This is a genomic window from Streptomyces sp. NPDC093221 (assembly GCF_044753885.1).
Taxonomy (GTDB): Bacteria; Actinomycetota; Actinomycetes; order Streptomycetales; family Streptomycetaceae; genus Actinacidiphila.
The window spans coordinates 328,373-353,009 of sequence record NZ_JBIVOA010000004.1 but is presented as its reverse complement, the minus strand read 5'-3'; the positions used below and the strand labels follow the sequence as shown (position 1 = coordinate 353,009).

Annotated in this window: 24 protein-coding genes and 1 riboswitch; of the genes, 11 read left to right on the top strand and 13 right to left on the bottom strand. The window is 71.6% G+C overall.

From position 1 onward, the window contains the following. Positions 1-34: 34 nt before the first annotated feature. A complete protein-coding gene (locus tag ACIQCJ_RS18480; protein WP_401722016.1) occupies positions 35-412 on the bottom strand; it encodes a DUF1801 domain-containing protein in 378 nt (125 codons plus the stop codon). Between the two features lie 338 nt (positions 413-750). On the opposite strand from ACIQCJ_RS18480, the gene ACIQCJ_RS18475 reads away from it, so the two are divergent. Beyond that, positions 751-3,303, top strand: coding sequence for a glycoside hydrolase family 2 protein (locus tag ACIQCJ_RS18475; protein WP_402711926.1), 2,553 nt, complete (start codon positions 751-753; stop codon positions 3,301-3,303). Positions 3,304-3,394: 91 nt separating this feature from the next. Beyond that, positions 3,395-3,628, top strand: coding sequence for a substrate-binding domain-containing protein (locus ACIQCJ_RS18470; protein WP_402711925.1), 234 nt, complete (start codon positions 3,395-3,397; stop codon positions 3,626-3,628). A gap of 37 nt (positions 3,629-3,665) precedes the next feature. Here the strand turns inward: ACIQCJ_RS18470 and ACIQCJ_RS18465 are convergent, their stop codons facing one another. From ACIQCJ_RS18465 to ACIQCJ_RS18455, 3 genes are read right to left on the bottom strand one after another with little or no spacing between them, the layout of a single operon-like run. Further along, positions 3,666-4,562 carry a carbohydrate ABC transporter permease gene (locus ACIQCJ_RS18465; RefSeq protein WP_402711924.1) on the bottom strand — a complete coding sequence of 299 codons (897 nt, stop codon included), beginning with the start codon at positions 4,560-4,562 and terminating at the stop codon, positions 3,666-3,668. Beyond that, positions 4,559-5,464, bottom strand: coding sequence for an ABC transporter permease subunit (locus ACIQCJ_RS18460; protein WP_391118052.1), 906 nt, complete (start codon positions 5,462-5,464; stop codon positions 4,559-4,561). Before ACIQCJ_RS18460 ends, ACIQCJ_RS18465 begins: the two co-directional genes overlap by 4 nt. Next, positions 5,431-6,762, bottom strand: coding sequence for an ABC transporter substrate-binding protein (locus ACIQCJ_RS18455; RefSeq protein ID WP_402711923.1), 1,332 nt, complete (start codon positions 6,760-6,762; stop codon positions 5,431-5,433). Before ACIQCJ_RS18455 ends, ACIQCJ_RS18460 begins: the two co-directional genes overlap by 34 nt. Positions 6,763-7,124: 362 nt before the next feature. Here ACIQCJ_RS18455 and ACIQCJ_RS18450 point away from each other — a divergent pair, with 362 nt between their 5' ends. Continuing rightward, on the top strand, positions 7,125-7,934 hold the full coding sequence (locus ACIQCJ_RS18450) for a putative protein N(5)-glutamine methyltransferase (RefSeq protein WP_402711922.1): 810 nt from the start codon (positions 7,125-7,127) through the stop codon (positions 7,932-7,934). 42 nt (positions 7,935-7,976) lie between these two features. Here ACIQCJ_RS18450 and ACIQCJ_RS18445 read toward each other — a convergent pair whose 3' ends face one another. From ACIQCJ_RS18445 to ACIQCJ_RS18430, 4 genes are all read right to left on the bottom strand, one after another. Then, positions 7,977-9,119 (bottom strand): HoxN/HupN/NixA family nickel/cobalt transporter, encoded by a 1,143-nt coding sequence (locus ACIQCJ_RS18445; RefSeq protein WP_402711921.1) that lies wholly within the window; start codon positions 9,117-9,119, stop codon positions 7,977-7,979. Between the two features lie 103 nt (positions 9,120-9,222). Continuing rightward, entirely contained in the window at positions 9,223-10,038 is an 816-nt protein-coding gene (locus ACIQCJ_RS18440; protein WP_402711920.1) for a (2Fe-2S)-binding protein, read from the bottom strand. 4 nt (positions 10,039-10,042) lie between these two features. After that, on the bottom strand, positions 10,043-10,906 hold the full coding sequence (locus ACIQCJ_RS18435) for a CbtA family protein (protein ID WP_391161940.1): 864 nt from the start codon (positions 10,904-10,906) through the stop codon (positions 10,043-10,045). Positions 10,907-10,948: 42 nt separating this feature from the next. Next, the gene (locus tag ACIQCJ_RS18430) at positions 10,949-11,098 is read right to left on the bottom strand and encodes a CbtB-domain containing protein (RefSeq protein WP_188281174.1); all 150 of its coding nucleotides are present in this window, start codon (positions 11,096-11,098) and stop codon (positions 10,949-10,951) included. Positions 11,099-11,200: 102 nt separating this feature from the next. Further along, a riboswitch (cobalamin riboswitch) is annotated at positions 11,201-11,349 on the bottom strand. Positions 11,350-11,404: 55 nt separating this feature from the next. Here ACIQCJ_RS18430 and cobF point away from each other — a divergent pair. Together cobF and ACIQCJ_RS18420 are read left to right on the top strand one after the other, a co-directional pair. Beyond that, positions 11,405-12,178 (top strand): precorrin-6A synthase (deacetylating), encoded by a 774-nt coding sequence (cobF, locus tag ACIQCJ_RS18425; protein ID WP_402711919.1) that lies wholly within the window; start codon positions 11,405-11,407, stop codon positions 12,176-12,178. Next, positions 12,175-13,002 (top strand): cobalt-precorrin-6A reductase, encoded by an 828-nt coding sequence (locus ACIQCJ_RS18420; protein ID WP_402711918.1) that lies wholly within the window; start codon positions 12,175-12,177, stop codon positions 13,000-13,002. The genes cobF and ACIQCJ_RS18420 overlap by 4 nt, the downstream gene beginning before the upstream one ends. Here ACIQCJ_RS18420 and ACIQCJ_RS18415 read toward each other — a convergent pair. Continuing rightward, positions 12,911-13,330 (bottom strand): MerR family transcriptional regulator, encoded by a 420-nt coding sequence (locus tag ACIQCJ_RS18415; RefSeq protein ID WP_391161936.1) that lies wholly within the window; start codon positions 13,328-13,330, stop codon positions 12,911-12,913. The two genes, ACIQCJ_RS18420 and ACIQCJ_RS18415, sit on opposite strands and share 92 nt — an antisense overlap. Before the next feature lie 165 nt (positions 13,331-13,495). Between ACIQCJ_RS18415 and ACIQCJ_RS18410 the strand changes: the two genes are divergently transcribed. Continuing rightward, positions 13,496-14,569: an alkene reductase gene (locus ACIQCJ_RS18410; protein WP_355341004.1), complete on the top strand. Its 1,074-nt coding sequence runs from the start codon at positions 13,496-13,498 to the stop codon at positions 14,567-14,569. A gap of 12 nt (positions 14,570-14,581) precedes the next feature. Here ACIQCJ_RS18410 and ACIQCJ_RS18405 read toward each other — a convergent pair whose 3' ends face one another. Further along, positions 14,582-15,475 (bottom strand): NAD(P)H-binding protein, encoded by an 894-nt coding sequence (locus ACIQCJ_RS18405; protein ID WP_402711917.1) that lies wholly within the window; start codon positions 15,473-15,475, stop codon positions 14,582-14,584. A gap of 81 nt (positions 15,476-15,556) precedes the next feature. Between ACIQCJ_RS18405 and ACIQCJ_RS18400 the strand changes: the two genes are divergently transcribed. Further along, complete coding sequence (locus ACIQCJ_RS18400) at positions 15,557-16,210, top strand: TetR/AcrR family transcriptional regulator (protein WP_402711916.1); 654 nt, start codon at positions 15,557-15,559, stop codon at positions 16,208-16,210. Between the two features lie 32 nt (positions 16,211-16,242). On the opposite strand, the gene ACIQCJ_RS18395 is transcribed toward ACIQCJ_RS18400, so the two are convergent. Then, positions 16,243-16,653, bottom strand: coding sequence for a Fur family transcriptional regulator (locus tag ACIQCJ_RS18395; RefSeq protein WP_402711915.1), 411 nt, complete (start codon positions 16,651-16,653; stop codon positions 16,243-16,245). 391 nt (positions 16,654-17,044) lie between these two features. On the opposite strand from ACIQCJ_RS18395, the gene katG reads away from it, so the two are divergent. Next, positions 17,045-19,273: a catalase/peroxidase HPI gene (gene katG, locus ACIQCJ_RS18390; RefSeq protein ID WP_402711914.1), complete on the top strand. Its 2,229-nt coding sequence runs from the start codon at positions 17,045-17,047 to the stop codon at positions 19,271-19,273. A 158-nt stretch (positions 19,274-19,431) separates the two neighbouring features. On the opposite strand, the gene ACIQCJ_RS18385 is transcribed toward katG, so the two are convergent. Further along, positions 19,432-20,331: an aminoglycoside phosphotransferase family protein gene (locus ACIQCJ_RS18385; RefSeq protein ID WP_402711913.1), complete on the bottom strand. Its 900-nt coding sequence runs from the start codon at positions 20,329-20,331 to the stop codon at positions 19,432-19,434. 286 nt (positions 20,332-20,617) lie between these two features. On the opposite strand from ACIQCJ_RS18385, the gene ACIQCJ_RS18380 reads away from it, so the two are divergent. Next, positions 20,618-21,103, top strand: coding sequence for a cation:proton antiporter regulatory subunit (locus ACIQCJ_RS18380; RefSeq protein ID WP_188281150.1), 486 nt, complete (start codon positions 20,618-20,620; stop codon positions 21,101-21,103). A 6-nt stretch (positions 21,104-21,109) separates the two neighbouring features. After that, complete coding sequence (locus ACIQCJ_RS18375; RefSeq protein ID WP_402711912.1) at positions 21,110-22,357, top strand: cation:proton antiporter; 1,248 nt, start codon at positions 21,110-21,112, stop codon at positions 22,355-22,357. 27 nt (positions 22,358-22,384) lie between these two features. On the opposite strand, the gene ACIQCJ_RS18370 is transcribed toward ACIQCJ_RS18375, so the two are convergent. Then, positions 22,385-23,356, bottom strand: coding sequence for an ArsR/SmtB family transcription factor (locus ACIQCJ_RS18370; protein ID WP_402711911.1), 972 nt, complete (start codon positions 23,354-23,356; stop codon positions 22,385-22,387). Positions 23,357-23,417: 61 nt separating this feature from the next. On the opposite strand from ACIQCJ_RS18370, the gene ACIQCJ_RS18365 reads away from it, so the two are divergent. Continuing rightward, complete coding sequence (locus ACIQCJ_RS18365) at positions 23,418-24,629, top strand: MFS transporter (protein WP_402711910.1); 1,212 nt, start codon at positions 23,418-23,420, stop codon at positions 24,627-24,629. Positions 24,630-24,637 lie beyond the last annotated feature (8 nt).

Below are 24,637 nucleotides of genomic sequence, written 5' to 3'. Positions count from 1 at the left end.
GTGCGGCCTCGCCGCGTGCCGCGGCCTCCCGCGCTCAGGCCGACTCCGCCGCGGCCAGCGCGCGGGCCTGGGCGAGCCACCGCGTGAACAGTTCGGCGTCCACGTCGTCCAGAGCGCGCAGCTTGACCGAGGCCATGGCCCGCGCGCCCGGCTCCAGCCGCCCGCTGGCGTCCTCGACCTGCTGGCCCTGCCAGAGCCCGAAGGTCACATAGGAGCCGTACGCCTTGAGCAGGCAGACCGGTGCGACGCCCGGCGCTCCGCCCAGGCTCCACACCGGGTGGCCGTGCCACATGGCGCCGGGCGCGTCCGGCAGCGCGGCCTCGATGATCTCCCGCGCCTTCGTGCCGACTTCGCGCAGCGGCTCCTCCAGGGCGGCGAGGTAGTCGGTGACGGTGGTGGTGGACTTGGCCATGCGGATCACTCCCGAGGATCGGATACGGCTTGTGCGGGGTTGACCGGCGCGGCGTCCGAAACTCATCGCCTCCGGCGGAGGTTTTTTCACCGCCACGGCCCGCCGGGTCCCGCACCGGCCCCGGACAGGCTCCGGGCCGGCTCCGGGGCGGCCCTGTATCGGTTCAGCAAACCCCCTGACATCAAGGGAACACCCCGCTTCCCATCAGCACTTGCGGTGCTTTACCGTTTAATGGACAGCCGGTCGGCGGGGTCGCTAGGTTGGGCGCCGCGGGCCACGGGGCCGACAACCGGCCGGAAACCGCCCGGCGGCAAGGCAACAGCAGGCAAGGAGCAGGGATGAAGGACGTCACGCCGATCGCCGACGGCTGGAGGCTGCGCCTTCCCGAGTCCGGGTCGGCAGCCGGAGGCGGAGCCGGAGCCGGAGCGGACGCCGCCCCCGCGCTCGGGGGCGGCACCGTACCCGCCCAGGTACCCGGCTGCGTGCACACCGACCTGATGGCCGCCGGGCTGCTGAAGGACCCGTTCCTGGATCGGAACGAGACCGCGGCGGCGTGGGTGGGACGCGCGGACTGGACGTACGAGACGGCGCTGCCGCCGCGTGCCACCGGGCACGAGCGCACCGACCTGGTCTTCGACGGCCTGGACACGGTGGCCGAGATCCGCCTCGGTGACACCGTCCTCGGCGCCACGCGCAACATGCACCGCGGTTACCGCTACGACGTCACCGAGCGGTACGGACCGGCGGCCGAGACCGCGCTGACCGTCGCCTTCACCTCCGCCTACACCGAGGCGGAACGGGTCCGCGCGCTGGTCGGCGACCGGCCCAACTCGTACCCCGAGCCCTTCCAGTACATCCGCAAGATGGCCTGCTCCTTCGGCTGGGACTGGGGTCCGACACTGGTCACCGCCGGGATCTGGAAGCCCGCGCGGCTCGAACACTGGTCGACCGCGCGGCTGTCGGGCGTCACCCCGCTGGTCACGGTGGCCGACGGCACCGGACGGGTCGAGGCCCGGCTGGAGATCGAGCGCACCGCGTCCGGCCTGAACCGTCCGCTGACCGTCCGCCTGCGGGTGGGGGAGACGCGGGTCGAGGCCGACGTGCCCGCGGGCGCCGACCGGTGCACCGTCACCGCCGAGGTGCCCGGCCCCGAGCTGTGGTGGCCGCACGGCTACGGCGCCCAGCCGCTGTACGACTGCGAGGTCACCCTCGTCGACGCCGGGACCGAGGGCACCGACGGCGAAGGCGGCGTCGCGCTCGACCACTGGCAGCGTCGCATCGGCTTCCGCACCGTCACCCTCGACACCGCCCCCGACGAGAAGGGCACCCCCTTCACCCTGCTGGTCAACGGCGAGCCGATATTCGCCCGCGGGGTCAACTGGATCCCGGACGACGTCTTCCCGACCCGGATCACCCCCGACCGCTACCGCCGCAGGCTCCAGCAGGCCAAGGACGCGGGCGTCGACCTGATCCGCGTCTGGGGCGGCGGGATCTACGAGAGCGACGACTTCTACGACGCCTGCGACGAGGCCGGGCTGCTGGTCTGGCAGGACTTCCTGTTCGCCTGCGCCGCCTACTCCGAGGAGCAGCCGCTGCGTTCGGAGGTGGAGGCCGAGGCGCGGGAGAACGTGGCCCGGCTCGCCCCGCACGCCAGCCTCGTGCTGTGGAACGGCAACAACGAGAATCTGTGGGGCTTCCGCGACTGGGACTGGGAGCAGGATCTGGCGGGCGCGTCCTGGGGCGAGGGCTACTACCTGGGCCTGCTGCCCCGCGTGGTCGCCGAGACCGACCCCACCCGGCCCTACTGGGCGGGCAGCCCCTGGTCCGGCTCCTGGAACCACCACCCCAACGACCCGGCGCACGGCACCGCCCACTCCTGGGAGGTGTGGAACCGCCGGGACTGGACCGGCTACCTGGAGGACGTGCCGCGCTTCGTCGCCGAATTCGGCTGGCAGGCGCCGCCCGCGTACGCCACGCTGCGCCGGGCGCTGACCGACGACCCGCTCACCCCGGACTCGCCCGGCATGCTGCACCACCAGAAGGCCGCCGACGGCAACGGCAAGCTGGACCGCGGCCTGGCCCACCACTTCCCGGCCCCCGCCGACTTCGACACCTGGCACTACCTGACGCAGGTCAACCAGGTCCGCGCCATCGCGTGCGGCATCGAGCACTGGCGCTCGCACTGGCCTGCCTGCGCGGGCACCGTCGTCTGGCAGCTCAACGACTGCTGGCCGGTGACGTCGTGGGCCGCGATCGACGGCGACGAGCGCGAGAAGCCGCTTTACCACGAGCTGAAGCGGCTCTACGCGGACCGGCTGCTCACCGTCCAGGAGCGCGCCGACGGCCTGATCGCGGCCCTGATCAACCAGAGCGCGCGGGACTGGTCGGGCACGGCGGTCCTGCGCAGGGTCGCGGTGGACGGCGCCGTACTCGCCGAAGCCCGGCTGCCGTTCACCGCGACGGCCCGCACGGTCGCCGAGATCGCCGTACCGCGCGACCTCGTACCGCCGGGCGACAGCACCAAGGAACTGCTGACCGTCGAGGCCGAAGGACCCGGCGGCGGCGAGGACGTCCGCGCCCTGTGGTTCCCGGCCAGGGACAAGGACTTCGCCTACCCCGCGCCCCGCTGGGACCTGGAGCTGGCCACCTCCGACGGCGGCGCCACCGAAGTGACCGTCACCGCCCGGACGCTCCTGCGCGACCTGCTGCTCCAGGCCGACCGGCTCGACCCCGCGGCCCACGCCGACCGGGGCCTGGTCACGCTGCTGCCCGGCGAGCGCGTCACGATCACCGTACGCGGCTGGGACCGGCCGGAGCCCGGAGCCGCCGCCGCGGCGCTGTACTGCGTCAACTCCGCGGTCCAGCGCACGGATCCGGGCGACGAGCGGTGAGCCCTCCGGCCGGGGAGCCGGGACGCCGCCCCACCGCGATCCTCCACGACAACGACCTGATGGCCGTCGCCGGTCTGTCGGTGGCCGCGAGATGGGCCTCGCCGTCCCCCGTGACGTCTCGCTGCTCGCCTGGGACGACTCGCAGCTGTGCCAGCTCACCCCGCCGAAGCTGTCGGCGATGAGCCATGACGTCTTCGGCTTCGGCGCCGAGGTGGCCCGGCTGCTGCTGACCGTGCTGAAGGGCGGCACACCCGCGACGGGACCGGTGGCCACCCCGGTGCCGACCCCGCGTGAGAGCACCGCCCCGCCCGCCCGTACGACCTGACCGGCGAGCGCCGGTCCGCTTCGCTCCCGCTGCGTCCCTACTTCGTCGCGCCTCTGGTGAATCCGTTGTAGATGAACCGCTGGAGGAACAGGAAGATCACCAGCGTCGGCACGATCACCAGGATCGCGCCCGCCGAGATGTCCTCCCAATGCGCGCCGTAGGGCCCCTTGAAGCGGAACAGCGACGTCGAGATGGTCCCCAGACTCTCCGACGGCATGTACAGGAAAGGGATGAAGAAGTCGTTGTAGACCGTGATCCCCTTGATGATCACCACCGTGGCGATGGCCGGTTTGAGCAGCGGCAGGATGATCCGCCAGTAGATCGTGAAGGTGTTCGCGCCGTCGATCCTGGCCGCCTCGTCCAGCGAGACCGGAATGCTCCGGATGAACTGGAGGAAGATGTAGATCGACACGATGTCCGTGCCCATGTACAGCACGATCGGTGCCCAACGGCTGTCGTACATGCCGAAGTTGTTCACGATCTTGAAGGTCGCCACCTGTGTCGTCACGCTCGGCACCAGCGAGCCGATCAGGAACAGCGCGATCACCAGCCGCCGCAGCCGGAAGTGGAACCGGTCGATCGCGTACGCCGCCATCGAGCCGATCAGCACCGTGCCCGCGATCGAGAAGACCAGGATGAAGGCGGTGTTCCCGAACGCGCGCAGCATCTTCCCGGCCCGGAAGGCCGTCACATAATTGTGGTAGTTCAGCCAGTTGTGCGGCAGCGACAGCGCCCCGCCGTCCGCCGTCATCTCCCGCGACGTCTTGAGCGAGGTCAGGAACACCGCGACCAGCGGCAGCAGCACCACCGCGGAGGCCAGCACGAGCGAGAGGTACACCAGCGCTCTGACCAGCACCCTGCGGGTGCGGGCGGGCCAGTCGACGGTCTCCGGCGGCGGGGCCTGCGCCGTGTCGCGGACGAGCAGCGAGGTCATACGAGATCGTTCCTCTCGTCGGGCACCACGACGCGCTGCAACCAGGTCACCAGCAAGATGATCACCAGCAGGGCGACGGCCGCCGCCGAGGCCAGCCCCATCTTGTTGAACTCGAAGGCCAGCTTCACCGTCTGGATCACGAAGGTCTGAGTGCCCGCCGCGCCGCCGGTCATGATGTACGGGATCTCGAACGCCGACAGCGAGCCGGAGATCGCCAGGATCGCGCTCAGACTCAGCACCGGTTTGATGCCCGGCGCGATGATGTGCCGGAACTGCTGCCAGCGGTTGGCGCCGTCCAACTCCGACGCCTCGTACAGCTCACCGGGGATCGACTGGATCGCGCCGAGGAACAGCACGAAGTTCAGGCCCATGAAGCGCCACACCGACACCGCGGACAGCGAGGTGTTCGCCGTCCGCCCGCTGCCCAGCCAGAAGTGGTGCCCGTGCACCCCGAAGGCGCTCAGCACGGTGTCGAGGGTGCCGTGCGGCTGGAAGAAGTACAGGAAGACGAAGCCGATCGCGACCCCGTTGAGCAGGTAGGGGAAGAACAGCAGGCCCTTGAAGAGATTCCGGAACCGCAGGTCGAAGCTGAGCACGGTCGCGAAGTACAGCGCCAGCGCGATCTGCGCCACCGACGCCACCAGGTAGTAGACGCTGACGAAGAAGACCTGGAACAGCTCGGGTCTGGTGAACAGCTCCACGTAGTTCTTGGCCCCGACGTAGTTCCGGTCGGGGCTGACCCCGTCCCAGTCGGTGAAGCTGTCCCTGATCATGGTGCCGACCGGCAGGTAGGTGAACGTGATCAGCAGAGCGAGCGGCACCGCCAGGTACAGCCACGGCGTCACGGTCCGCCAGACCCGGGCGCGCGTCACAGGGCGGCGGTCTTCTGCGCGTTCGCCCACTTCTTGGCGAGGCCGGCGAAGATGCCGGGGAGATCACCCCCCGCGGCGCCGCGCGCCACGTCGATCAGGTGCTGGCGGTACTCAGGCTTGTCGGTCATGCCGATCTCGGACTGGTTGTCGATCCTGGTGACCTTGGCGCTCTGCGCCTGCGACATCTCCACGAACCGCACACCGGCGTCCTGGAACGGCTTGAGGGCCGACGGCAGCGGTCCGCCCTTGAGCGTGGGGACGGCCTGATTGGTCTGCACGTAGCCGGACTTGTCGGTGAACCAGTCGATCCAGGCGCGGGCCGCCGCCTTGTTCTTGGAGTGGACGTTCACCGCCTCCTGGTAGTCGGGCGCCACCGGGGTGCAGAAGGTGCCGTTCTTCTGGGAGGGGAAGGGCATGTAGCCGATCTCGGACGGGTCGCGCCCGGCCTTCTTCGCCGCGTCCTGCATCTGCACGATGGACCACGAGCCCAGCCACATGGTGGCGATCTTGCCGGTGGCCAGCAGATTCTTGCTGTTCTCCCAGTTGGTGGTGGTCGGGTCCTGCTCGGAGAGCTTGTCGTGCACGATGGTGTAGAGCAGCGTGTCGCCGACGTTCAGGTCGGTGCCCGCGCGCCAGGGGTCCGGGTCGGTGGCGGGCTCGTCGGCCGCCTCGGCGTCGCAGGTGGCCGCGCCCTGCACCGAGGTCCAGGCGGTCAGCGGCCAGCCGTCCTTGTAGTTGGTGTAGTACGGCGTCGCGGAGGTCTTGGCCTTGACGGCCTTGAGGTCGGCGAGGAAGGCGTCGGGAGTGGTCGGCCAGTCGGTGACCCCGGCCTGCCGCCAGACGGCCTTGTTGTAGACGAAGCCCGCCGCGTTCGCGAAGTTCGCGATGCCGTAGACCTTGCCGCCGACCGTGGCCTTGCCGGTGAAGGTGTACTTCTTTCCCAACTCCTCGGCGCTGCCCAGCGAGGCGAAGAACTTCGGGTAGTCGTCGGTCTTGATGGCCGCCGGGATCATCAGCACATCGCCGTAGTTCGAGGTGTTCATCCGGATCTTCACCTCGCCCTCGTAGTCCGTGATCCCCTCGAAGGTCACCCGCACCTTCGGGTAGAGCTTGCTGAACTCGGCGGCGTACTTCTTCATCGTGCCGTCCTGCACGAGGTCGGTCCGCTGGGTGAGGACCTTGATGTCACCCGACACCGCCGACGGGTCGGCGGGCACGGTGGCGGTGCCGCCCTTGGACGTCGAGCCCCCGCCACCGCAACCCGCGGCGAGCAGCGCCATGGTCGCCAGCAGCGACCCGGCGAGTGCCTTGCCCTTCATGTGCACCATCTCCGTCTCCACAGCGCGGTACTTAAGCGATTCAGTGGCGGAACGACCGCACTATTGCATTGGGTTGTGGGCCGGTAAAGGGACTGATTCAGCGCTGATGCTTAACCGTTACATTGCGGTTAGTGCGCCGCCGTCCGAGGGCGCGGGTCCGGGGCGACGGGCGCGGCGCGCCGTGGGGTAGGGTCGATGCCGTCAGCGGCGGGCCAGGACCCGCCACAGCAGTGGAGATCAGCCGAGATCAGCCGAGGAGGTGGGACCGATTACCGGTATCGCAGGCCGGGTGCTCCCGCCGTACGGCCGAGCGGTCTCTCCGACGTAGGTGAGGCCGGGGGAGTGCCCGTGGGCTTCCCGAAAGGCTCTACATGTCGGACTTCACCGCACCGTCGCCCGAATCCACCGTCGTCGCCGCGCTCAGGGCGGCGGGCTGCGTCTTCGCCGAGGACGAGGCGCGGCTGCTCATCGCGGCGGCCGGGACCCCCGAAGAACTCACCGCGATGGTCGCGCGCCGCGCGGACGGTCTGCCGCTCGAACACGTCCTCGGCTGGGCCGAGTTCGCCGGACAGCGGTTCGCCGTGGACCCCGGCGTCTTCGTGCCGCGCCGCCGTACCGAATTCCTCGTCCAGGTCGCGGCCGGGCTCGCCGCGCCCGGCGCCGTCGTCCTGGATCTGTGCTGCGGCTCGGGGGCCGTCGGCGTCGCCCTGGCCACCGCGCTCGGCGGCGGCGTCGAACTGCACGCCGCCGACCTCGACCCGGCCGCGGTGCGCTGCGCCCGCCGCAATGTGGCCCGCGTCGGCGGGCGGGTGTACGAGGGTGACCTCTTCGCGCCGCTCCCGGCCGACCTGCGCGGACGGGTCGGGCTGCTGGCCGCCAACGTCCCCTACGTACCGAGCGAAGAGGTCGGCCTGCTGCCGCCCGAGGCCCGCGACCACGAGGCCCTGATGGCGCTCGACGGAGGCGCCGACGGCCTCGACGTCATGCGCCGTGTCGCCGCGCGGGCCACCGACTGGCTCGCCCCCGGCGGTTCCCTGCTGGTCGAGTCGAGCGAGCGGCAGGCCCGGCGGGCGGTCGGCCTCTTCACCGCCGCCGGGCTCCGCGCGCACGTCACCGACTCGGACGAGCTGTACGCGACCGTCGTCGTCGGCACCCGCCCGCCGCTCGGGGCGGGCGGTTAGGGCCCGCCCCGGACGCGTCGTGGGCCGTGGGCGGGCCGCCGGTCAGTCGGCCTGCTGGTCGGCGGTGCGCAGGCCCGCCGACCACTTCTCCTCGATGTTGCCGAACCGCCAGACGGCGAAGGCGACGGCCCAGGTGGCGAAGAACAGGCCCACGATGACGTAGCCGACGATGTTGAGGTCGATCCCGCCGACCCAGTCCCAGAAGGCGCCGTGGAATCCCGCCTTGTCCGCGACCAGGCCGAGGAGTTCGACGGTGCCGATGATGAGGGCGACGGCGACGGACAGGCCGGTGATGGTCAGGTTGTAGTAGACCTTGCGGACCGGCTTGGAGAACGCCCACTCGTAGGCGAAGTTCATGAACGAGCCGTCGATGGTGTCCAGCAGCGACATGCCCGCGGCGAAGAGCACCGGCAGGCAGAGGATCGCGTACCAGGGCAGCCCGGACGCCGCGCCGGAGCCCGCGAGCACCAGCAGCGCGATCTCGGTGGCGGTGTCGAAGCCGAGGCCGAAGAGCAGGCCCAGCGGGTACATCTGCCACGGCTTGGTGATCGACTTCATGACCCGGCCCAGCAACCGGTTCATGAAACCGCGGTTGTTGAGCTGCTCCTCCAGCGCCGCCTCGTCGAAGTGGCCCTCGCGCATCTGCCGGAAGACCTTCCAGATTCCGGCCAGGATCACCAGGTTGATGAAGGCGATGACGTACAGGAAGGTGCCGGAGACGGTGGTGCCGATCCAGCCGGTGACGTTGTGGAGCTGGGAGTCGTCGTCCTCGACGGGATTGGCGAGCGCCTTGACGCCGAGCGAGAGCAGGAAGGCCAGGCCGAAGACGATGCTGGAGTGGCCCAGCGAGAACCAGAAGCCCACCGACAGGGGCCGCTTGCCCTCGCCCATCAGCTTGCGGGTGGTGTTGTCGATCGCCGCGATGTGGTCGGCGTCGAACGCGTGCCGCATGCCGAGGGTGTACGCGGTGACGCCGATGCCGATGCCGAAGGACTTGGTGCCGAGGCTGTAGTGCTCGGGGGCCACGATCGCCACCAGCGTGAACCAGCCGATGATGTGCAGGGCGAGGATGAAGGCGAACATGCCGCCGACCCTCGTCCACTCGGCGCGGGTCATCGAGCCGGCGATGCGGCGCCAGCGGGACCCTGGTGGTGCCGGTGCGTCCGGAGACGTGGCGGTGGTCATTTCATCAGTCCTTTGTCGAAGCGGGCGAAGCCAAGCTAGACGCACCTCTGTCCTTGTTGCAAGGTACTGGCAATAAGGATGCCCACCCTGGCCTGCCCCAAGCTCAGCGGGGTGCCGGTACCACCGGCGCGAGGACGCAGTCGCCGCAGAGCCCGCCCGCGCCCCCCGGCGCGGCCCGGTAGATCAGGCAGCAACTGCGCCGGCGGAAAGGCGCGCCCGGTGCGCCCGTACGTGCCCCCGTGCTCGTACCGCGCAGCGGCGGCCGGTCCAGCAGCAGGGCGGCCAGCGACCGTACGCGCCCGGCGTCGGCGGGGCGCGCCGCGGCGAGCATCCCGGCGGCGCCGTTCAGCGCGGAGGCGCTGTTGCCCCACAGGATGTGCGGGGACACCTTGAAGGGCGTGAAGGCGTCGGCCAGTTCGCGCACCGGCCCGTCGAGCAGATGGCGGGCGAGGGCGGCGGCCAGGGCCTCCCCTCCCGCGGGCGCGACGGGAGCCGTGTGGCCGGTGTCCTGAGGCGTGTGCGGCAGCGACAGCGGGAAGGGGCCGCCCAGGACCGGCTGCCAGCGCAGATCGGCGAGCCGCAGGCCCGGCGCGACCTCGCCGCGCAGGACCGCGAGGGCCAGCGACGGCGACAGCACCCGGGCGACCAGGCCGAGGTGGGCCACGGACGCGGCGACCCGCGGTTCCACGGCCTCCGCCTCCCGGCCGCCCGCCGCCGCGAGATACCGCCTGACGCCCGCCACCCGGTCGCCGAGCGCGGGTCCGCCGTCGGCCAGCTCGGCCATCGAACGCCAGGGAGCGCCGGTATCGGAACCGGCGCGGTGCCCCTCGGCGGCGAAGAACGGGCCGAGGGCCGCGAGATCCGCCGTCCGGGACGCCTCGGCGGGCGGCTCGGACGGCGGCGGCGCGTCGTCGTTCATCGGTTCACGCGCTGACCGGGTCCGTCCTGCCGGTCTGCGCGGCGGGGGCGGTGCGCGAGGCGAGCACCCGCTCGGCCAACGGGCCGAAGGCCAGCCCGATCACCGTCCACAGCAGGAGCTGCGCGGCCACCGAGTAGAAGCGGAAGGAGAACAGCACATCGGCGGGGAATCCCGGATAGACGATCCGGCCCTTGTCGTCGGTGAGCGGCAGCGGCGTCTCCGTCGCGTGGTTGCCGAAATTCTCCTTGTTGTACGCCAGGTGGCCCAGTTGCGGCAGCAGCGCCATCACCACGCCGATCGCGACGACGAAGGCGGCACCGGCGAGCAGGGTCGCGTTCCAGTTCCCGAACCGGGCCTGGAGCCTTCTGCCGAGCAGTGCCGCGCCGACCAGAAAGGCCAGCGAACACACGACCATCACCAGATAGAGCCCGGTGCGGTCCTTGATGGTGTCCTCGTGCCCGATGGCGGGCGGATTCGCCGGGTACTTGAGGAACGGCACCAGGTAGATGCCGAGGAATCCGCCGCCCGCGACCAGCAGCGCGAGATTGCGCGCCCGCAGATTGCCGACGCGTCCCAGGCAGACCGCGTAGGCGACCGCGAAGAGCGCGCCCATGGCCATGCCGAAGAAGATCATGCCGACGCCGATGCCCACGTCCGCCTGGACGGTGCGGCTGAACAACTCGTGTCCCGCGTGCTCCATCGGCAGCCCGGCGGCTTTGTCGAGCGCGGCCTGCGCGTCGTCCCTGCCGCTCTCGTAGTCGATCGCTTTACTGATGTCCGGCTCCGCGAAGATCCGCGCGAAGAGGAATGCGAGCAGCCCTGCGACTGCGCCGACGACTATGCCGCGCAGGATGAGTTTCTTTTCCATGTCGAATTGTCCGTCTGTTCTGTCGGCTCCGTCGGCGCGAACTCAGTGGCAGGGGAAACCGAGGAAGTGCCGGGCGTCGTGGACGAACTCGTGGATGTGGGTGTCCTTGCCGAAGACGCTGACCGCGCCCTGGTCGACACCGATGAAGTAGTAGACGGCGAAAGCCAGGATCGCGGTGCCTACCAGCCACATCACGGCCTTCGAGACCGGCAGGACAACCGGTGTGGCGGTGGTGGTGGGAGCGGACACAGAGCTCACGGGTGGGCCTCCTTCAGGGATTCGGCGTCCCTCGATCGAATGGGGCGTTGTGACGGCGGAGTATCTGACTCACCGGCCACCTCCTCGATGACCGGCTACACAGTGGCGCGACCGTGCTGGATTTTCACCAGCTTCCTCACGCCATCACGTAATTGAGCGTAGGGGCTGTCGAACAGGCACGTCAATCGGGCCTGCGACGTTGTGACATACGCCCCTGACCGCTGTGCGAGACTCCGGACCGTGAAACAGATCTTCGTCATCGGTATCGGGGCGGGCGACCCGGACCAGCTCACCCTCCAGGCCGTGCGGGCGATCGGCCGCACCGAGGTGTTCTTCCTGCTCGACAAGGGCGAGGAGAAGGCCGATCTGGTCGCGCTGCGCGAGGAGATCCTGCGACGGCACGCCGTACGGCCGCACCGTGTGGTCGTCGCGCGCGACCCGGAGCGCGACCGGGAACGGACAACTCCCGGCTACGCGAACGCGGTTGGCGACTGGCGACGGCGCCGCGCCGACATCTACGAGCGGCTGATCGCCGGGGAACTGCCGGACGACGGCTGCGGGGCGTTCCTCGTCTGGGGCGATCCGGCCCTGTACGACAGCACGTTGGGCATCCTCGAAGAGGTGCACGGCCGGGGGAGCGCCGCGTTCGAGTGGACGGTCGTGCCCGGCGTCAGCAGCGTCTCGTCGCTGGCCGCCAAGCACCGCACGGGCCTCAACCAGGTCGGGCGGCCGGTGCAGATCACCACCGGGCGCAGGCTCGCCGACGGCGGGCTGCCGGACGGGGTGGACGACGTGGTGGTGATGCTGGACGCCCACCAGACCTTCGGGCGCTTCACCGGCCAGGGGCTGGAGATCTACTGGGGCGCGTATCTCGGCACGCCCGACGAGATCCTGCTGTCCGGACCGCTGGACGACGCCCTCGCGCAACGGATCAGCGACGTACGGGCGCGGGCCAGGGCGCGCAAGGGCTGGATCATGGACACCTATCTGCTGCGGCGCGGCGTCGCCAAGTGACCTCGCCCGGCGCGGAGTCGAGGCATGTGCTGATCCTCGGCGGTACGGGGGAGGCCCGGCGGCTCGCGGAGCTGCTCGCGGCCGTTCCGGGGTTGGTGACGACGAGTTCGCTGGCCGGGCGGGTCGCGGAGCCCCGGCTGCCGGACGGCCGGGTCAGGATCGGCGGCTTCGGGGGAGCGGACGGGCTGGCCCGCTGGCTGCGCGAGGAACGGGTGGACGCGGTGGTCGACGCCACGCATCCCTTCGCCGCCGTCATCAGCGCCCACGCTGCCGAGGCGGCCCGCGCCGTACGCCTGCCGCTGCTCGTGCTGCGCCGGCCGGGCTGGGCGGCCGGTCCCGGCGACCGCTGGCACTGGGCCGACTCCGTCGCGGACGCGGCGGCCCTGCTGCCGGGCCTCGGGAGCCGTCCCTTCCTGACCACGGGGCGCGGCGACCTCGCGGCCTTCGCCGCGGCGCCCGCCACATTCCTGCTGGCACGCTCGGTCGACCCGCCGGACCCGCCGCTTCCCCCGTACGTCCATGTTCTGCTGGCCCGCGGCCCGTTCACGGCGGAGTCCGAACGGGCGCTGCTGCGCGAGCACCGGATCGACGTCCTGGTCACCAAGGACAGTGGCGGCTCCGCGACCGCCCCCAAACTCACGGCGGCCCGTGAGGCGGGTATCCCCGTCCTGATCGTCCGCCGCCCGCCCCCGCCGGAGTCCGTCCCCGTCGTCGCGACCCCCGCGGAGGCCGTCAGCCTGCTGCGTGCCCCACGCAGGACCTGGCCGCCTCCATGGGGGTGGCCGTCCCCGCGAGGACCTGGTCACGGTGGGTCCGCGCCGTGACCATCAGGGCGTCGAGGGTGTCGCGGGTGCGGACGAGGTCGTCGATATGGGCCGAGAGGCGGTCGCGCTCCAGGGCCATCCGGTCGAGGGCGGCGTCGGAGTTCTCCTCGCTGGGGGAGTCGACGCAGGGGAGCAGTTCGGCGATGGTGCGGCTGGACAGGCCCGCCGCGTAGAGGCGCTGGATGAAGGCGACGCGCTCGACCTCCTCGTCCGTGTAGTGCCGCTGCCCGCTGCCGCTGCGCACGCTGGTGAGCAGCCCCTGCTCCTCGTAGTAGCGCACGGACCGCACGCTGACCCCGGCCCGCGCCGCGAGTTCCCCGATCCGCACGATGTCCTCCCGGCTGTTCCCACCGCCCGGGCGGTGGCTCCCGGGCGGGCTATGGTCTGCGTCACAGAGCTTGCCTCTGACGTCAATGTCAGGTTTTAGCGTAGCAGTCGTGTCCGGGAGACCGGGCGGTACGGAAGTGACGCGCTACGCATGAAGGAGCCCGACGTGACGAACCTCTTCACCAGCTACCGGCTCGGCGGTCTGACCCTGCCCAACCGGCTGGTCATGGCCCCGATGACCCGGGTCAGGGCCGCGGCGGGCGGGCTGGCGACACCGTCGATGGCGGCCTATTACGCCCAGCGGGCGACCGCCGGGCTGATCGTCAGCGAGGGCGTGCAGCCGAGCGCGATCGGGCAGTCCAACCCGGGCACGCCGGGGCTGCACACCGACGAGCAGACCGCCGCGTGGCGTCCGGTGACCGACGCCGTGCACGCCAGCGGCGGCCGGATCTTCGCCCAGCTCATGCACGGCGGCCGGGTCTCGCACCCCGACACCATCGGGACGCTGCCGGTCGGGCCCTCGGCCGTCGCTGCCGTGGGAGAGGTGTTCACCCCGACCGGCCCGCAGCCCGCCCCGACGCCCCGCGCCCTGGAGACCGCCGAGATCCCCGAGCACGCGCGGTCGTACGGCGACGCCGCCCGCCGCGCGGTCGACGCCGGGTTCGACGGGGTGGAACTGCACGGCGCCAACGGCTATCTGATCTCACAGTTCCTCTCGTCCAACGCCAACCTGCGCACCGACGGGTACGGCGGCTCGGTCGTGAACCGGATCCGCTTCGCCGTCGAGGCGGTCGCCGCCACCGTCGAGGCTGTCGGCGCGGACCGCACCGGCATCCGGCTCTCGCCGGGCGCCACCTTCTGGGGCGTCCGGGAGGACGACGTACCGGAGCTGTACGCGGCGCTGCTCACCGAACTGGCGGCGCTCTCACCGGCGTACGTCCACCTGGAGGCGACCGCCGACGAGGAGGTGCTGACCGCTCTGCGCCGGGCGTGGCCCGGCACCCTCATCATGAACCCCGTGCTGCCGATGGGCCCCAAGCAGACGGGCCGGGATGACGCCGACCACTGGCTCGCGCTGGGCGCCGACCTGATCAGCTTCGGCCGCGGCTTCATCGCCAACCCCGACCTGGTCGAGCGGCTGCGCGTCGGCCTGCCGCTGGCCCCCGTCGACGAGGCCACGTACTACCAGGGCGGCGACGCGGGCTATCTCACGTACTCCTCCCACCAGTACGCGGCCTGAGACCCTGGTCGGTCAGGCGGCCTCGACCGCGGGCCTGAGGACGTCCTCGCACCACTGCCGGAGCGTGGTGGGGGTGTCGACGGCGTGCTGCGGGGTGCGGGTGATCCCGTTGTCGAGGCCGCCGTCCTTGGCGATCGCCATGTCCAGCATGCCCTGGGCGATGGCCTCGGACATGCCCGCGCCGAGGAACCGCTCCTTGAACGGCCCCGCCGGGACCTGCTGGTAGCGGACCGGGAAGCCGAGGACGTCGGCCATCACGGCGGCCGTGTCATTCTGCGACAGGTCCTCGGGACCGAGCAGCGGTACGTCCTCCCGGCCGCTCCACGAGGGGTCGAGCAGCAGGCGGGCGGCGACGGCGGCGATGTCGCGGGTGGCCACCGTGGGCAGCGCGCGGTCAGGGGAGAGCGCGTTGAAGAACACGCCCTGCGCCTTGATCACTTGGGCCTGGCGGAGCAGGTTGTCCATGAAGCTGGGCAGATTCAGGGACCGGAAGGCCGCGCCGGTCTCCGCGAGCCGGTCGTCCAGGGCCAGCGTGGCCGTCACATGCCCGGCCCGGTCCGCGTAGGCGGTGCCGCGGCCCAGGGAGCTGACGCTGACGACGTGCTTGACGCCGTAGGCGCGGATCGCCTCGACGGCGGGCCGGGCGAAGTCGGAGTACACCTCGTCTAGGGTGGCCGCGTGGGGGTTGGGCGGCGGCAGCCAGAACAGCGCGTCGGCGCCGTCGAGGGCGCGGGCCACGGCCTCGGGGTCGCCGTGCGAGCCCTGGACCACCTCCGCGCGCTCGCGGACGTCGGCGCTCAGCCGGGCGGGGTCGCGGACGACGACGCGGACCGGCTCGTCGGCGGCGAGGACGCGGCCGACCACCTGGTGTCCGATATTTCCGGTAGGTGCGGTGATGACGATCATGAGTTCACTCCAGCGGCATGGGAAAAGGTCGCTCGAACAAGTAAACTCTACCGTACCGTTTACTTTTGAGGATGCAAGCCGATGACCGAAGAAGGCGGGCCGCGACAGCGCGGGGAGCAGCGACGGGGCGAGGAGTTGCGGCGCCACATCCTGTTCATGGCCAAGGATGTGTTTCTCGAGGCCGGGTACGCGCGCGCCTCGATGGACGCCGTCGCCGCCCGCGCCGGGACGTCCAAGCGGTCGCTGTACGCGCACTTCGAGAACAAGGAGAAGCTGTTCCTCGCCGTCCTCGGACTCGTCCGCGAGCTCTACCTCGGCAGGCTGCGGACGCCCGACGCGTACTCCGCGGACCCCGCGGAGGCCGTCACCCTGTTCTGCGGGCGGTTCCTCCAGCTCATGACGTGGGAGTCGCAGGTGCGCACCTGTCGGCTGAGCATCGCCGCCGCCGCGTGGCTGCCCGCCAGTTCGCGCGCGTACTTCGACGCCATGTTCGCCACCACCCACGAACGGCTGGCCGCGTATCTCGTCGAGCACTACGGCATGGGACCCGAGGACGGCGCCGCCCTCGCCGAGGACCTGCTCGGCCGCACCGTGCTGCCGCGCGTCTTCCGCACCCTGCTCAACGTCGAGGACGCGACCACGGGCATGCCGGAGGACGACGCGCTCGCCGCGAGCGTCGACCTGCCCGCCATCCGCCGGGTGGTCGCGACGGCGCTGCCCGCCGCCGAGGACTGACGGCTACCGGTGTTCGCGCCGAGACGCGGTCCTCACGCGCAGGACGGGCACACGCCCCGGTAGGTGACCTCGAACGCCGAGACGGTGAAACCGAAGCGCTCCTCGGGCGGCAGGTCCGCCAGCGGGGCGCCGGTCGGGTGGACGTCCCGGATCGTGCCGCAGCGCGAGCACACCAGGTGCTGGTGGGCGTGGTGCGCGTTCGGGTCGTACCGCTTGGCGCGGCCGTCGGTGGAGACCTCGATGACCTCGCCGAGCGCGACCATCTCGCCCAGGGTGTTGTAGACGGTGGCCCGCGAGATCTCCGGCAGCCGCCCGGCCGCGCGGGCGTGCACCTCGTCGGCCGTCAGGTGGACGTGGTCGCCGTCGAGAACCTCGGCGACGACGCGCCGCTGGGAGGTCATCCGCCAGCCGCGTCCGCGCAGCCGCTCCAGCAGGTCACTCATGTCGGTTCACCTATTCAGGTTCGGCGGGATGCCCGAAGTTTACTCATGGGCGTCCGGAGTCTGATGGGATATGAGCTTGGCCCGCTTCTTGACTTGGACACAGTCCATCGTAGGATCGGTTCCGGCGATAACCAAGGGACAGGAAGCCCCCAGTAGGGCAGGAGACGGAGACGTGACGGGACCACCGCCGTGAAGTCGCGCGGCGTCGGCCTGAGGGTGGGGACCGCCCGCGTCACGGCCACCGCCCGCCCGACCGTGTCCGATGACCCTGACTCGTCGTTCGACTTGTCGCCCGACGAACCGCGGTCGTCTCCCGGGGCCGAGCGCCCCGACTGTTCCATTTCCCCGCAGTTCCTGAGCACCGTGATCCGCCTGGTCCGGAAGGATTCCCATGTCTGAGAACCATGATGCAATCGTCACTGACGCGAAGGCGGAGGGCGGGGGTGGCTGCCCGGTCGCGCACGGACGCGCGCCGCACCCGACTCAGGGCGGCGGAAACCGCCAGTGGTGGCCCGAGCGGCTCAATTTGAAGATCCTTGCCAAGAACCCCGCCGTGGCCAACCCGCTCGGCGAGGACTTCGACTACGCCGAGGCGTTCAAGACCCTCGACCTCGCGGCGGTCAAGCAGGACATCGCGCAGGTGCTGACCAGCTCCCAGGACTGGTGGCCCGCCGACTTCGGCAACTACGGCCCCTTCATGATCCGTATGGCGTGGCACAGCGCGGGCACGTACCGCATCAGCGACGGCCGCGGCGGCGGCGGCGCGGGCCAGCAGCGCTTCGCCCCGCTCAACAGTTGGCCGGACAACGCCAACCTGGACAAGGCCCGCCGTCTGCTGTGGCCGGTCAAGAAGAAGTACGGCCAGAGCCTGTCCTGGGCCGACCTGATGATCCTCACCGGCAATGTCGCCCTGGAGCAGATGGGCTTCGAGACCTTCGGCTTCGGCGGCGGTCGCGCGGACGTCTGGGAGCCCGACGAGGACGTCTACTGGGGCCCCGAGACCACCTGGCTCGGCGACGAGCGCTACACGGGCGACCGCGAGCTGGAGAACCCGCTCGGCGCCGTCCAGATGGGCCTGATCTACGTCAACCCCGAGGGCCCCAACGGAACGCCCGACCCGCTGGCCGCGGCCCGCGACATCCGTGAGACCTTCCGCCGGATGGCGATGAACGACGAGGAGACCGTCGCGCTGATCGCGGGCGGCCACACCTTCGGCAAGACCCACGGCGCGGGCCCGGCCGACAGCGTCGGCGACGACCCCGAGGCCGCCTCCGTCGAGCAGCAGGGCCTCGGCTGGAAGAACAGCTACGGCACCGGCAAGGGCGGCGACGCGATCACCAGCGGTCTCGAGGGTATCTGGACCAACACCCCGACCGCCTGGGACAACAGCTTCTTCGAGATCCTCTTCGGCTACGAGTGGGAGCTGTTCCAGAGCCCCGCGGGCGCCAACCAGTGGCGGCCGAAGGAGGGCGCGGGCGCCGGCACCGTACCGGACGCGCACGACGCGTCCAAGAGCCACGCCCCGACGATGCTCACCACCGACCTCGCGCTGCGGGTCGACCCGGCGTACGAGCAGATCTCGCGGCGCTTCTTCGAGAACCCCGCCGAGTTCGCGGACGCCTTCGCCCGCGCCTGGTACAAGCTGACCCACCGCGACATGGGCCCGGTCGTGCGCTACCTCGGTCCCGAGGTCCCCTCCGAGGTGCTGCTGTGGCAGGACCCGCTGCCCGCCGCCACCCACGAGCCGCTCGACGCCTCCGACCTCGCCGCCCTCAAGAGCCAGATCCTCGGCTCCGGGCTGTCGGTGGCCCGGCTCGTCTCCACCGCGTGGGCCTCGGCCTCGTCCTTCCGCGGCAGCGACAAGCGCGGCGGCGCCAACGGCGCGCGCGTCCGCCTCCAGCCGCAGATCGGCTGGGAGGTCAACGAGCCCGACCGGTTGGCGACCGTGCTGCGCACCCTGGAAGGTGTCCAGGAGTCCTTCAACGCCGCCCAGAGCGGCGGTAAGGGGATCTCCTTCGCCGACCTGATCGTGCTGGCCGGTGGCGTCGGCGTCGAGCAGGCCGCCAAGGCGGCCGGGTTCGACATTCAGGTGCCGTTCACGCAGGGCCGCGTGGACGCGACCCAGGAGCAGACCGACGTCGAGTCGTTCAGCGCCCTGGAGCCGACCGCCGACGGATTCCGCAACTACCTCGGCAAGGCCAACCGGCTGCCCGCCGAGTACCTGCTGATCGACAAGGCGAACCTGCTGAACCTGAGCGCCCCCGAGCTGACCGTCCTCGTCGGCGGCCTGCGCGTCCTGGGCGCCAACTACCAGCAGTCCGCCCTCGGCGCCCTCACCGAGACCCCCGGCACGCTGACCAACGACTTCTACGTCAACCTGCTCGACCTGGGCACGACGTGGAGCGCGACGTCGGAGGACGCGAACACCTTCGAGGGCCGCGACGCCTCCGGCGCGGTCAAGTGGACCGGCACCCGCGCCGACCTGGTCTTCGGCTCGAACTCCGAGCTGCGCGCCCTGGCGGAGGTCTACGCGAGCGACGACGCGAAGGAGAAGTTCGTCAACGACTTCGTCGCGGCGTGGGCCAAGGTCATGGACCTCGACCGGTTCGACCTGGTCTGAGAACGGTGCCTCCGGGGCACCGCGTGAGGACGCCTGACCGCGTCTGACGCACATCCCGGCCACGACGTCCGGGGCGGCTCGCAGAAGCCGCCCCGGACGTCGCTGTGTGCGGGGCCCTTTCGGCCGCCGGGTGCCCAGGCGCCCAGCGGCCCGGGGGCTCAGTCCTGGGCGAGCACCGCGCGGATCACATGCCGGGCGTTACGTGCCATCGTCGGATTCGTCTCGCGGTAGTACGGCAGCGCGTTCACCGCCTGGGAGAGCGCCCGGCCCCGCCCGCGCCTCCACGTCGCGTCGTCGACGCCGAGCGCGCCGCGCAGGACCTCCCGCGCGTCGGGCGGCAGCAGATTCCACGCGGGGAACAGGTCACAGGCCGGATCGCCCACGCCCGCGCACCCGAAGTCGATCACCGCGGTCAGCCGGCCCCCCGACACCAGCAAATTGCCCGGCATCAGATCGGAGTGCACCCACACCGGCGGCCCGTCCCAGACGGGCGCGCGCAGGGCGTCCTCCCACACGGCGGTCAGGCCGGCGCAATCGACGCCCTCCTGCGGAATCCCGCGCAGTCGCGCGATCGCCGACCGGGTCGACGCGTCGTGGTGGGCGAGCGGTTCGCCGCGATAGGCGGGCGGCGGGTCCGGCAGCGTGACGTCCCGCATCGCCCGCACGAATCCGGCGATGTCCTCCGCCAGGCGTACGGGTTCGGTCAGCGCCCCCGCCTCCGGCGGCTCGCCGTCCAGCCACCGGTACACCGACCACGGCCACGGATACCCCCGCGCGGGCTCCCCGGCGCCGAGGACTTCGGGAACGGCCGCGGGCAGCAGGGGCGCGAGCCGCGGCAGCCACTCCTGCTCCAGCGCGACGTCCCCGGCCCCGCCCGCCACGAGTGGCAGACGGACCACCATGTCGTCGCCGAGCCGGTACATCGCGTTGACCGTGCCGCCGGACGGGAACCGCCGCACGTCCAGCCCCGCCCACCGGGGGAACTGTTCGGCCACCAGCCGCCGTACGAGGTCGGCGTCGATGGGGTGCAGGTCAGGGTGCATGGGCGGGGTGGTCATGGGGCGTCATACGACCTCGCGGCGGCGGCTCCCGTCAACCGCTTTTCCCCGCGCGTCGGCCCGCCGCGCGGGCGCCCCGCCGGGGGCCGGCGAGGGGGGCCCGATCCCGCCCCCGCAATCCATTTGCCATTCCTTTACTATGGCTCGGTCGGTCCGCCCGCGACCCTGGTAGGAGCCGCGGTCGCCGCCGACCCGGCGAACGCGCCGCGCCGCCCGACCGCCCGACCAACACCGGTCGGCCCGGACGCCGTTCACACGACACGTCCCGTCCCCCTTGGAGCACGCAATGCAGCACACCGTCCACGCGCGCAAGACCCCGCTCCCGGGGGTGGGCATCCGCTACGACGTGTCCACCGACGCCGGTCGGCACCTGTCGGTGGTCGTGCACCACGACGGGCGGCGCACCCTGGCGTTCCACGACCCGGAGGACGACGACGCCTGCAAGGACGCCGTGGTCCTGGAGCCGCACGAAGTGAGCGCGCTCGCCGAACTGCTCCCGCCCGACCCGGTCGCGCACCTGCGCCAGCACTTCGAGATCGACCTGGTCACCGAGCACATCACGGTGAGCAAACGGTCGCCGTACGCGGGCCGCACGCTCGGCGACACGCAGGCCCGTACCCGTACCGGCGCCTCGATCGTCGCCGTGCTCCGCCGCACGGCCGCCGTGCCGTCGCCCACTCCCGACTTCCGCTTCGCGGTCGGCGACATCCTTGTCGTCGTCGGCACCCGCGAAGGTGTGGACGCCGTCGCGGAACTGATCACAGGGGGATAAGAGCCTGTGCACGACACGACCGACATGCTCATCGAGCTCGGGGCGATCATTCTCGCCCTGGGCATCCTCGGCCGCCTCGCGGGACGCGTCGGCTTCTCGCCGATCCCCCTCTATCTGCTCGCGGGGCTGGCCTTCGGCAATGGCGGGCTCATCCCGCTGCACGCCAGTGAGGACTTCGTGGCCACCGGCGCCGAGATCGGCGTCGTCCTGCTGCTTCTGCTGCTCGGCCTGGAGTACAGCGCTTCGGAACTCGTCACGAATCTGAAAACGCAGTACCCCTCGGGCGCGGTGGACTTCGCGCTCAACGCCGTACCCGGCGCGGTGGCCGCGCTGCTGCTGGGCTGGGGTCCGGTCGCCGCCGTCGCGCTGGCGGGCGTGACGTGGATCTCCTCGTCGGGTGTGATCGCGAAGGTCCTCGGGGACCTCGGCCGTCTCGGCAACCGTGAGACCCCGCTCATTCTGGGTGTGCTGGTCCTCGAAGACCTCTCGATGGCGGTCTATCTGCCGATTCTCAGCGCCCTGCTGGCGGGCGTGAGTCTCGCGGGCGGCACCCTCACACTGCTGATCTCGCTCGGCACGGTCGGGATCGTCCTGTACGTGGCGCTGCGCCACGGGCGGCTGATCAGCCGCGCGGTGTCGTCGGACAACGCGGAGATGCTGCTGCTGGTCGTGCTCGGGCTGACGCTGCTGGTGGCCGGTGTCGCGCAACAGCTCCAGGTCTCCGCCGCTGTGGGCGCGTTCCTGGTCGGCATCGCGCTGTCGGGTGAGGTCGCCGAGGGGGCGAGAAGTCTGCTGACTCCGCTGCGGGACCTGTTCGCGGCGGTCTTCTTCGTCTTCTTCGGCCTGAGCACCATCCCCGCCGACATCCCGCCGGTCCTGGTCCCCGCGCTGATCCTGGCCGTCGTCACGACCCTCACCAAGGTCGCCACCGGCTGGTACGCGGCGCGCAGGGCCGGAATCCGGTCCGCCGGACGGTGGCGGGCGGGCGGCACGCTGGTCGCGCGCGGCGAGTTCTCCATCGTCATCGCGGGACTCGCGGTCGGTGTCGAGCCCCGGATCGGGCCGCTGGCCACCGCGTATGTGCTGATCCTGGTCGTCCTCGGCCCGCTCACCGCCCGCTGGACCGAGCCCATCGCCCGCAAACTCACCGGGGCCATCGGCCCGTACGCGCGCCGCCGCGCCGCGCTCCCGGCCGCCGCCGCGTCCCCCGGCCCGGCCGAGGAACAGATCGACACGACGGCCACGCGTTCCTGAGCGCCCCGCCCGCTCCGCGACGACGGCTCACTCGTGTCGCTGGGCGCGCACCAGCACCTCCCCGGCGTCCGTCCGGTAGTAAAGCACCGACCGCCCCGCGCGACGGCGCCGGATCAGACCGACGTCGAAGAGCACCTTCAGATGGCGGCCGACGGAGCCGAGTCCCTGGCCGGTGAGCGCGACCAGTTGGGTGGTGCTCTTGGGGGAGTCCAGGAGGACGAGGACGGCCGCGCGCCCCGGCCCGAGCAGCGCGCGCAGGGCGTCCGGCGCCGAGGGCCGGTCCGGCTCGGCCAGTACGCCCGCGCACGGGTAGATCACGGCGTAGCGGTGCGGCCGGTCCCAGGAGACCCAGCTGCGGCGCGGGGTGACCGGCACGAACAGCAGCCGCGCCCCGGAGATCTCGCGCGGCGGATTGTCGTACGCGTTGATCTGGAGCCGTCCCTCGCCCAGCCAGCGCATCCCCGGCCGCATGTCGTCCAGCGCCGCCGTCCAGCCGCCCTGGCTCAACTGCCGGGTGCGCGCCACGATGTCGGCCTCGAGAACGCGGCGCCGCCGTGGCCAGTACGGCAGGACCGTCTCCGTCCACACCCACCGCATCACATCCGCGGCCCGCCGGGGCACTTCGGCCTCGGGCAGCCAGGCGGGCAGCGGTCCGCCCAGCGATATCGCCAGGTCGGCGCGGGCGACGTCGGCCGGGGTCGTACGGATACGGTCCAGCTCCGCCTCGATCGACGGCTCGCCCTCGGCCCGCGGCGGGGGGATGAGGAAGTCCGCGATCCAGGTCGGCCGGAATCCGGCCCCGACGATCAGCGCGGCGACCGGGTCCTCGGCCAGGCGGCGCCGGTACGCGGACCGGTGGGCGCGCAGCCACGCGCTCTCGCCGGGGTGCGCGGCCGTGCCGCCCGCCAGGTCGAGCAGGCTCGCGACGGTCTCGGCCAGCGGGGAGACGACGAAACGGCCTCCCGCGAGGGTGTCCGCGTTGACCAGCCACCAGCCCATCGTTTCGCCTCCCCGCGAAACTCTAACGCCGGGCCGGCCGGGCCGCGGAGACTCCCCGTCCATGCGCACCTACCGAGAACTCTTCCGCGCCCCGGAGTTCACGCCGCTGTTCGCGACCGGCTCGCTGTCGACGGCCGCGTCCACGGTGAGCGGTCTCGCGCTGGGCACGCTGATCTACACGGCGACCGGCTCGCCGCTGCTGTCCGCCCTGGCGATGTTCGGCCCGGCGCTGGTCCAGGTCGTCGGCGCGACCACACTGCTGTCGGCCGCCGACCGGCTGCCGCCGCGCGCCGCGACGGCCGGGCTCGCCCTGCTCTTCGGCCTGTGCACCGCCGCCCAGGCCGTGCCGGGACTGCCCGTGTGGGCGGCCTTCGCCGTACTCCTCGGCGAGGGGCTGATCGCCTCACTGGGCGGCGGAGTGCGCTACGGGCTGCTCAACGAGATCCTTGAGCGCGACGGCTATCTGCTCGGCAGGTCCGTGCTCAACATGTCGGTCGGCGCCACGCAGATCTGCGGCTTCGCCGTCGGCGGGGTCCTGGTCACCGTGCTGTCCCCGCGCGGCACCCTGCTGGCCGGCGCCGCGCTCTACCTGGCCGCCGCGGCCGTCGCCCGGCTCGGCCTGAGCGGTCGCCCGCCGCGTACCGCGGGACGCCCCTCGGTCGCCGACACCTGGCGCACCAACGGCCTGCTCTGGTCGTCCGTGCCCCGCCGCTACGTCTACCTCGCCCTGTGGGTGCCCAACGGGCTCATCGTCGGCTGCGAATCCCTCTACGTCCCCTACGCGCCCCGGCACGCCGGGCTCCTCTTCGCCAGCGCGGCCCTCGGGATGCTCGCGGGCGACACCGTCACCGGCCGCTTCCTGCCCCGCCGTTGGCGCGAACGCCTCGGCGCGCCGCTGCGGCTGCTGCTCGCCGCCCCCTACCTCGCCTTCGCCCTCCACCCCGCCCTGCCGCTCGCCGTGACCGCCGTCGTCCTCGCCTCCGTCGGCTACTCCGCGAGCCTCCTCCTCCAGGAACGGCTCATGTCCCTCACCCCCGACGCCCTCAGCGGCCACGCCCTCGGCCTCCACTCCTCCGGCACGCTCACCCTCCAGGGCGTCGGCGCCACCCTGGCGGGAGCTGTCGCCCAGCGCACCTCACCCGCCACCGCCATGACCGTGATGGCGACCGCCTCCGTAGCCGTCACCCTCGCCCTGGCCCCCGGCCTGCGCCCGCTCCCCACCGCTGAAGGTCCGGCCCTCGGCGAGACCCCGGCGCGGAGCCCGTCCGCCTGACCGGGCCC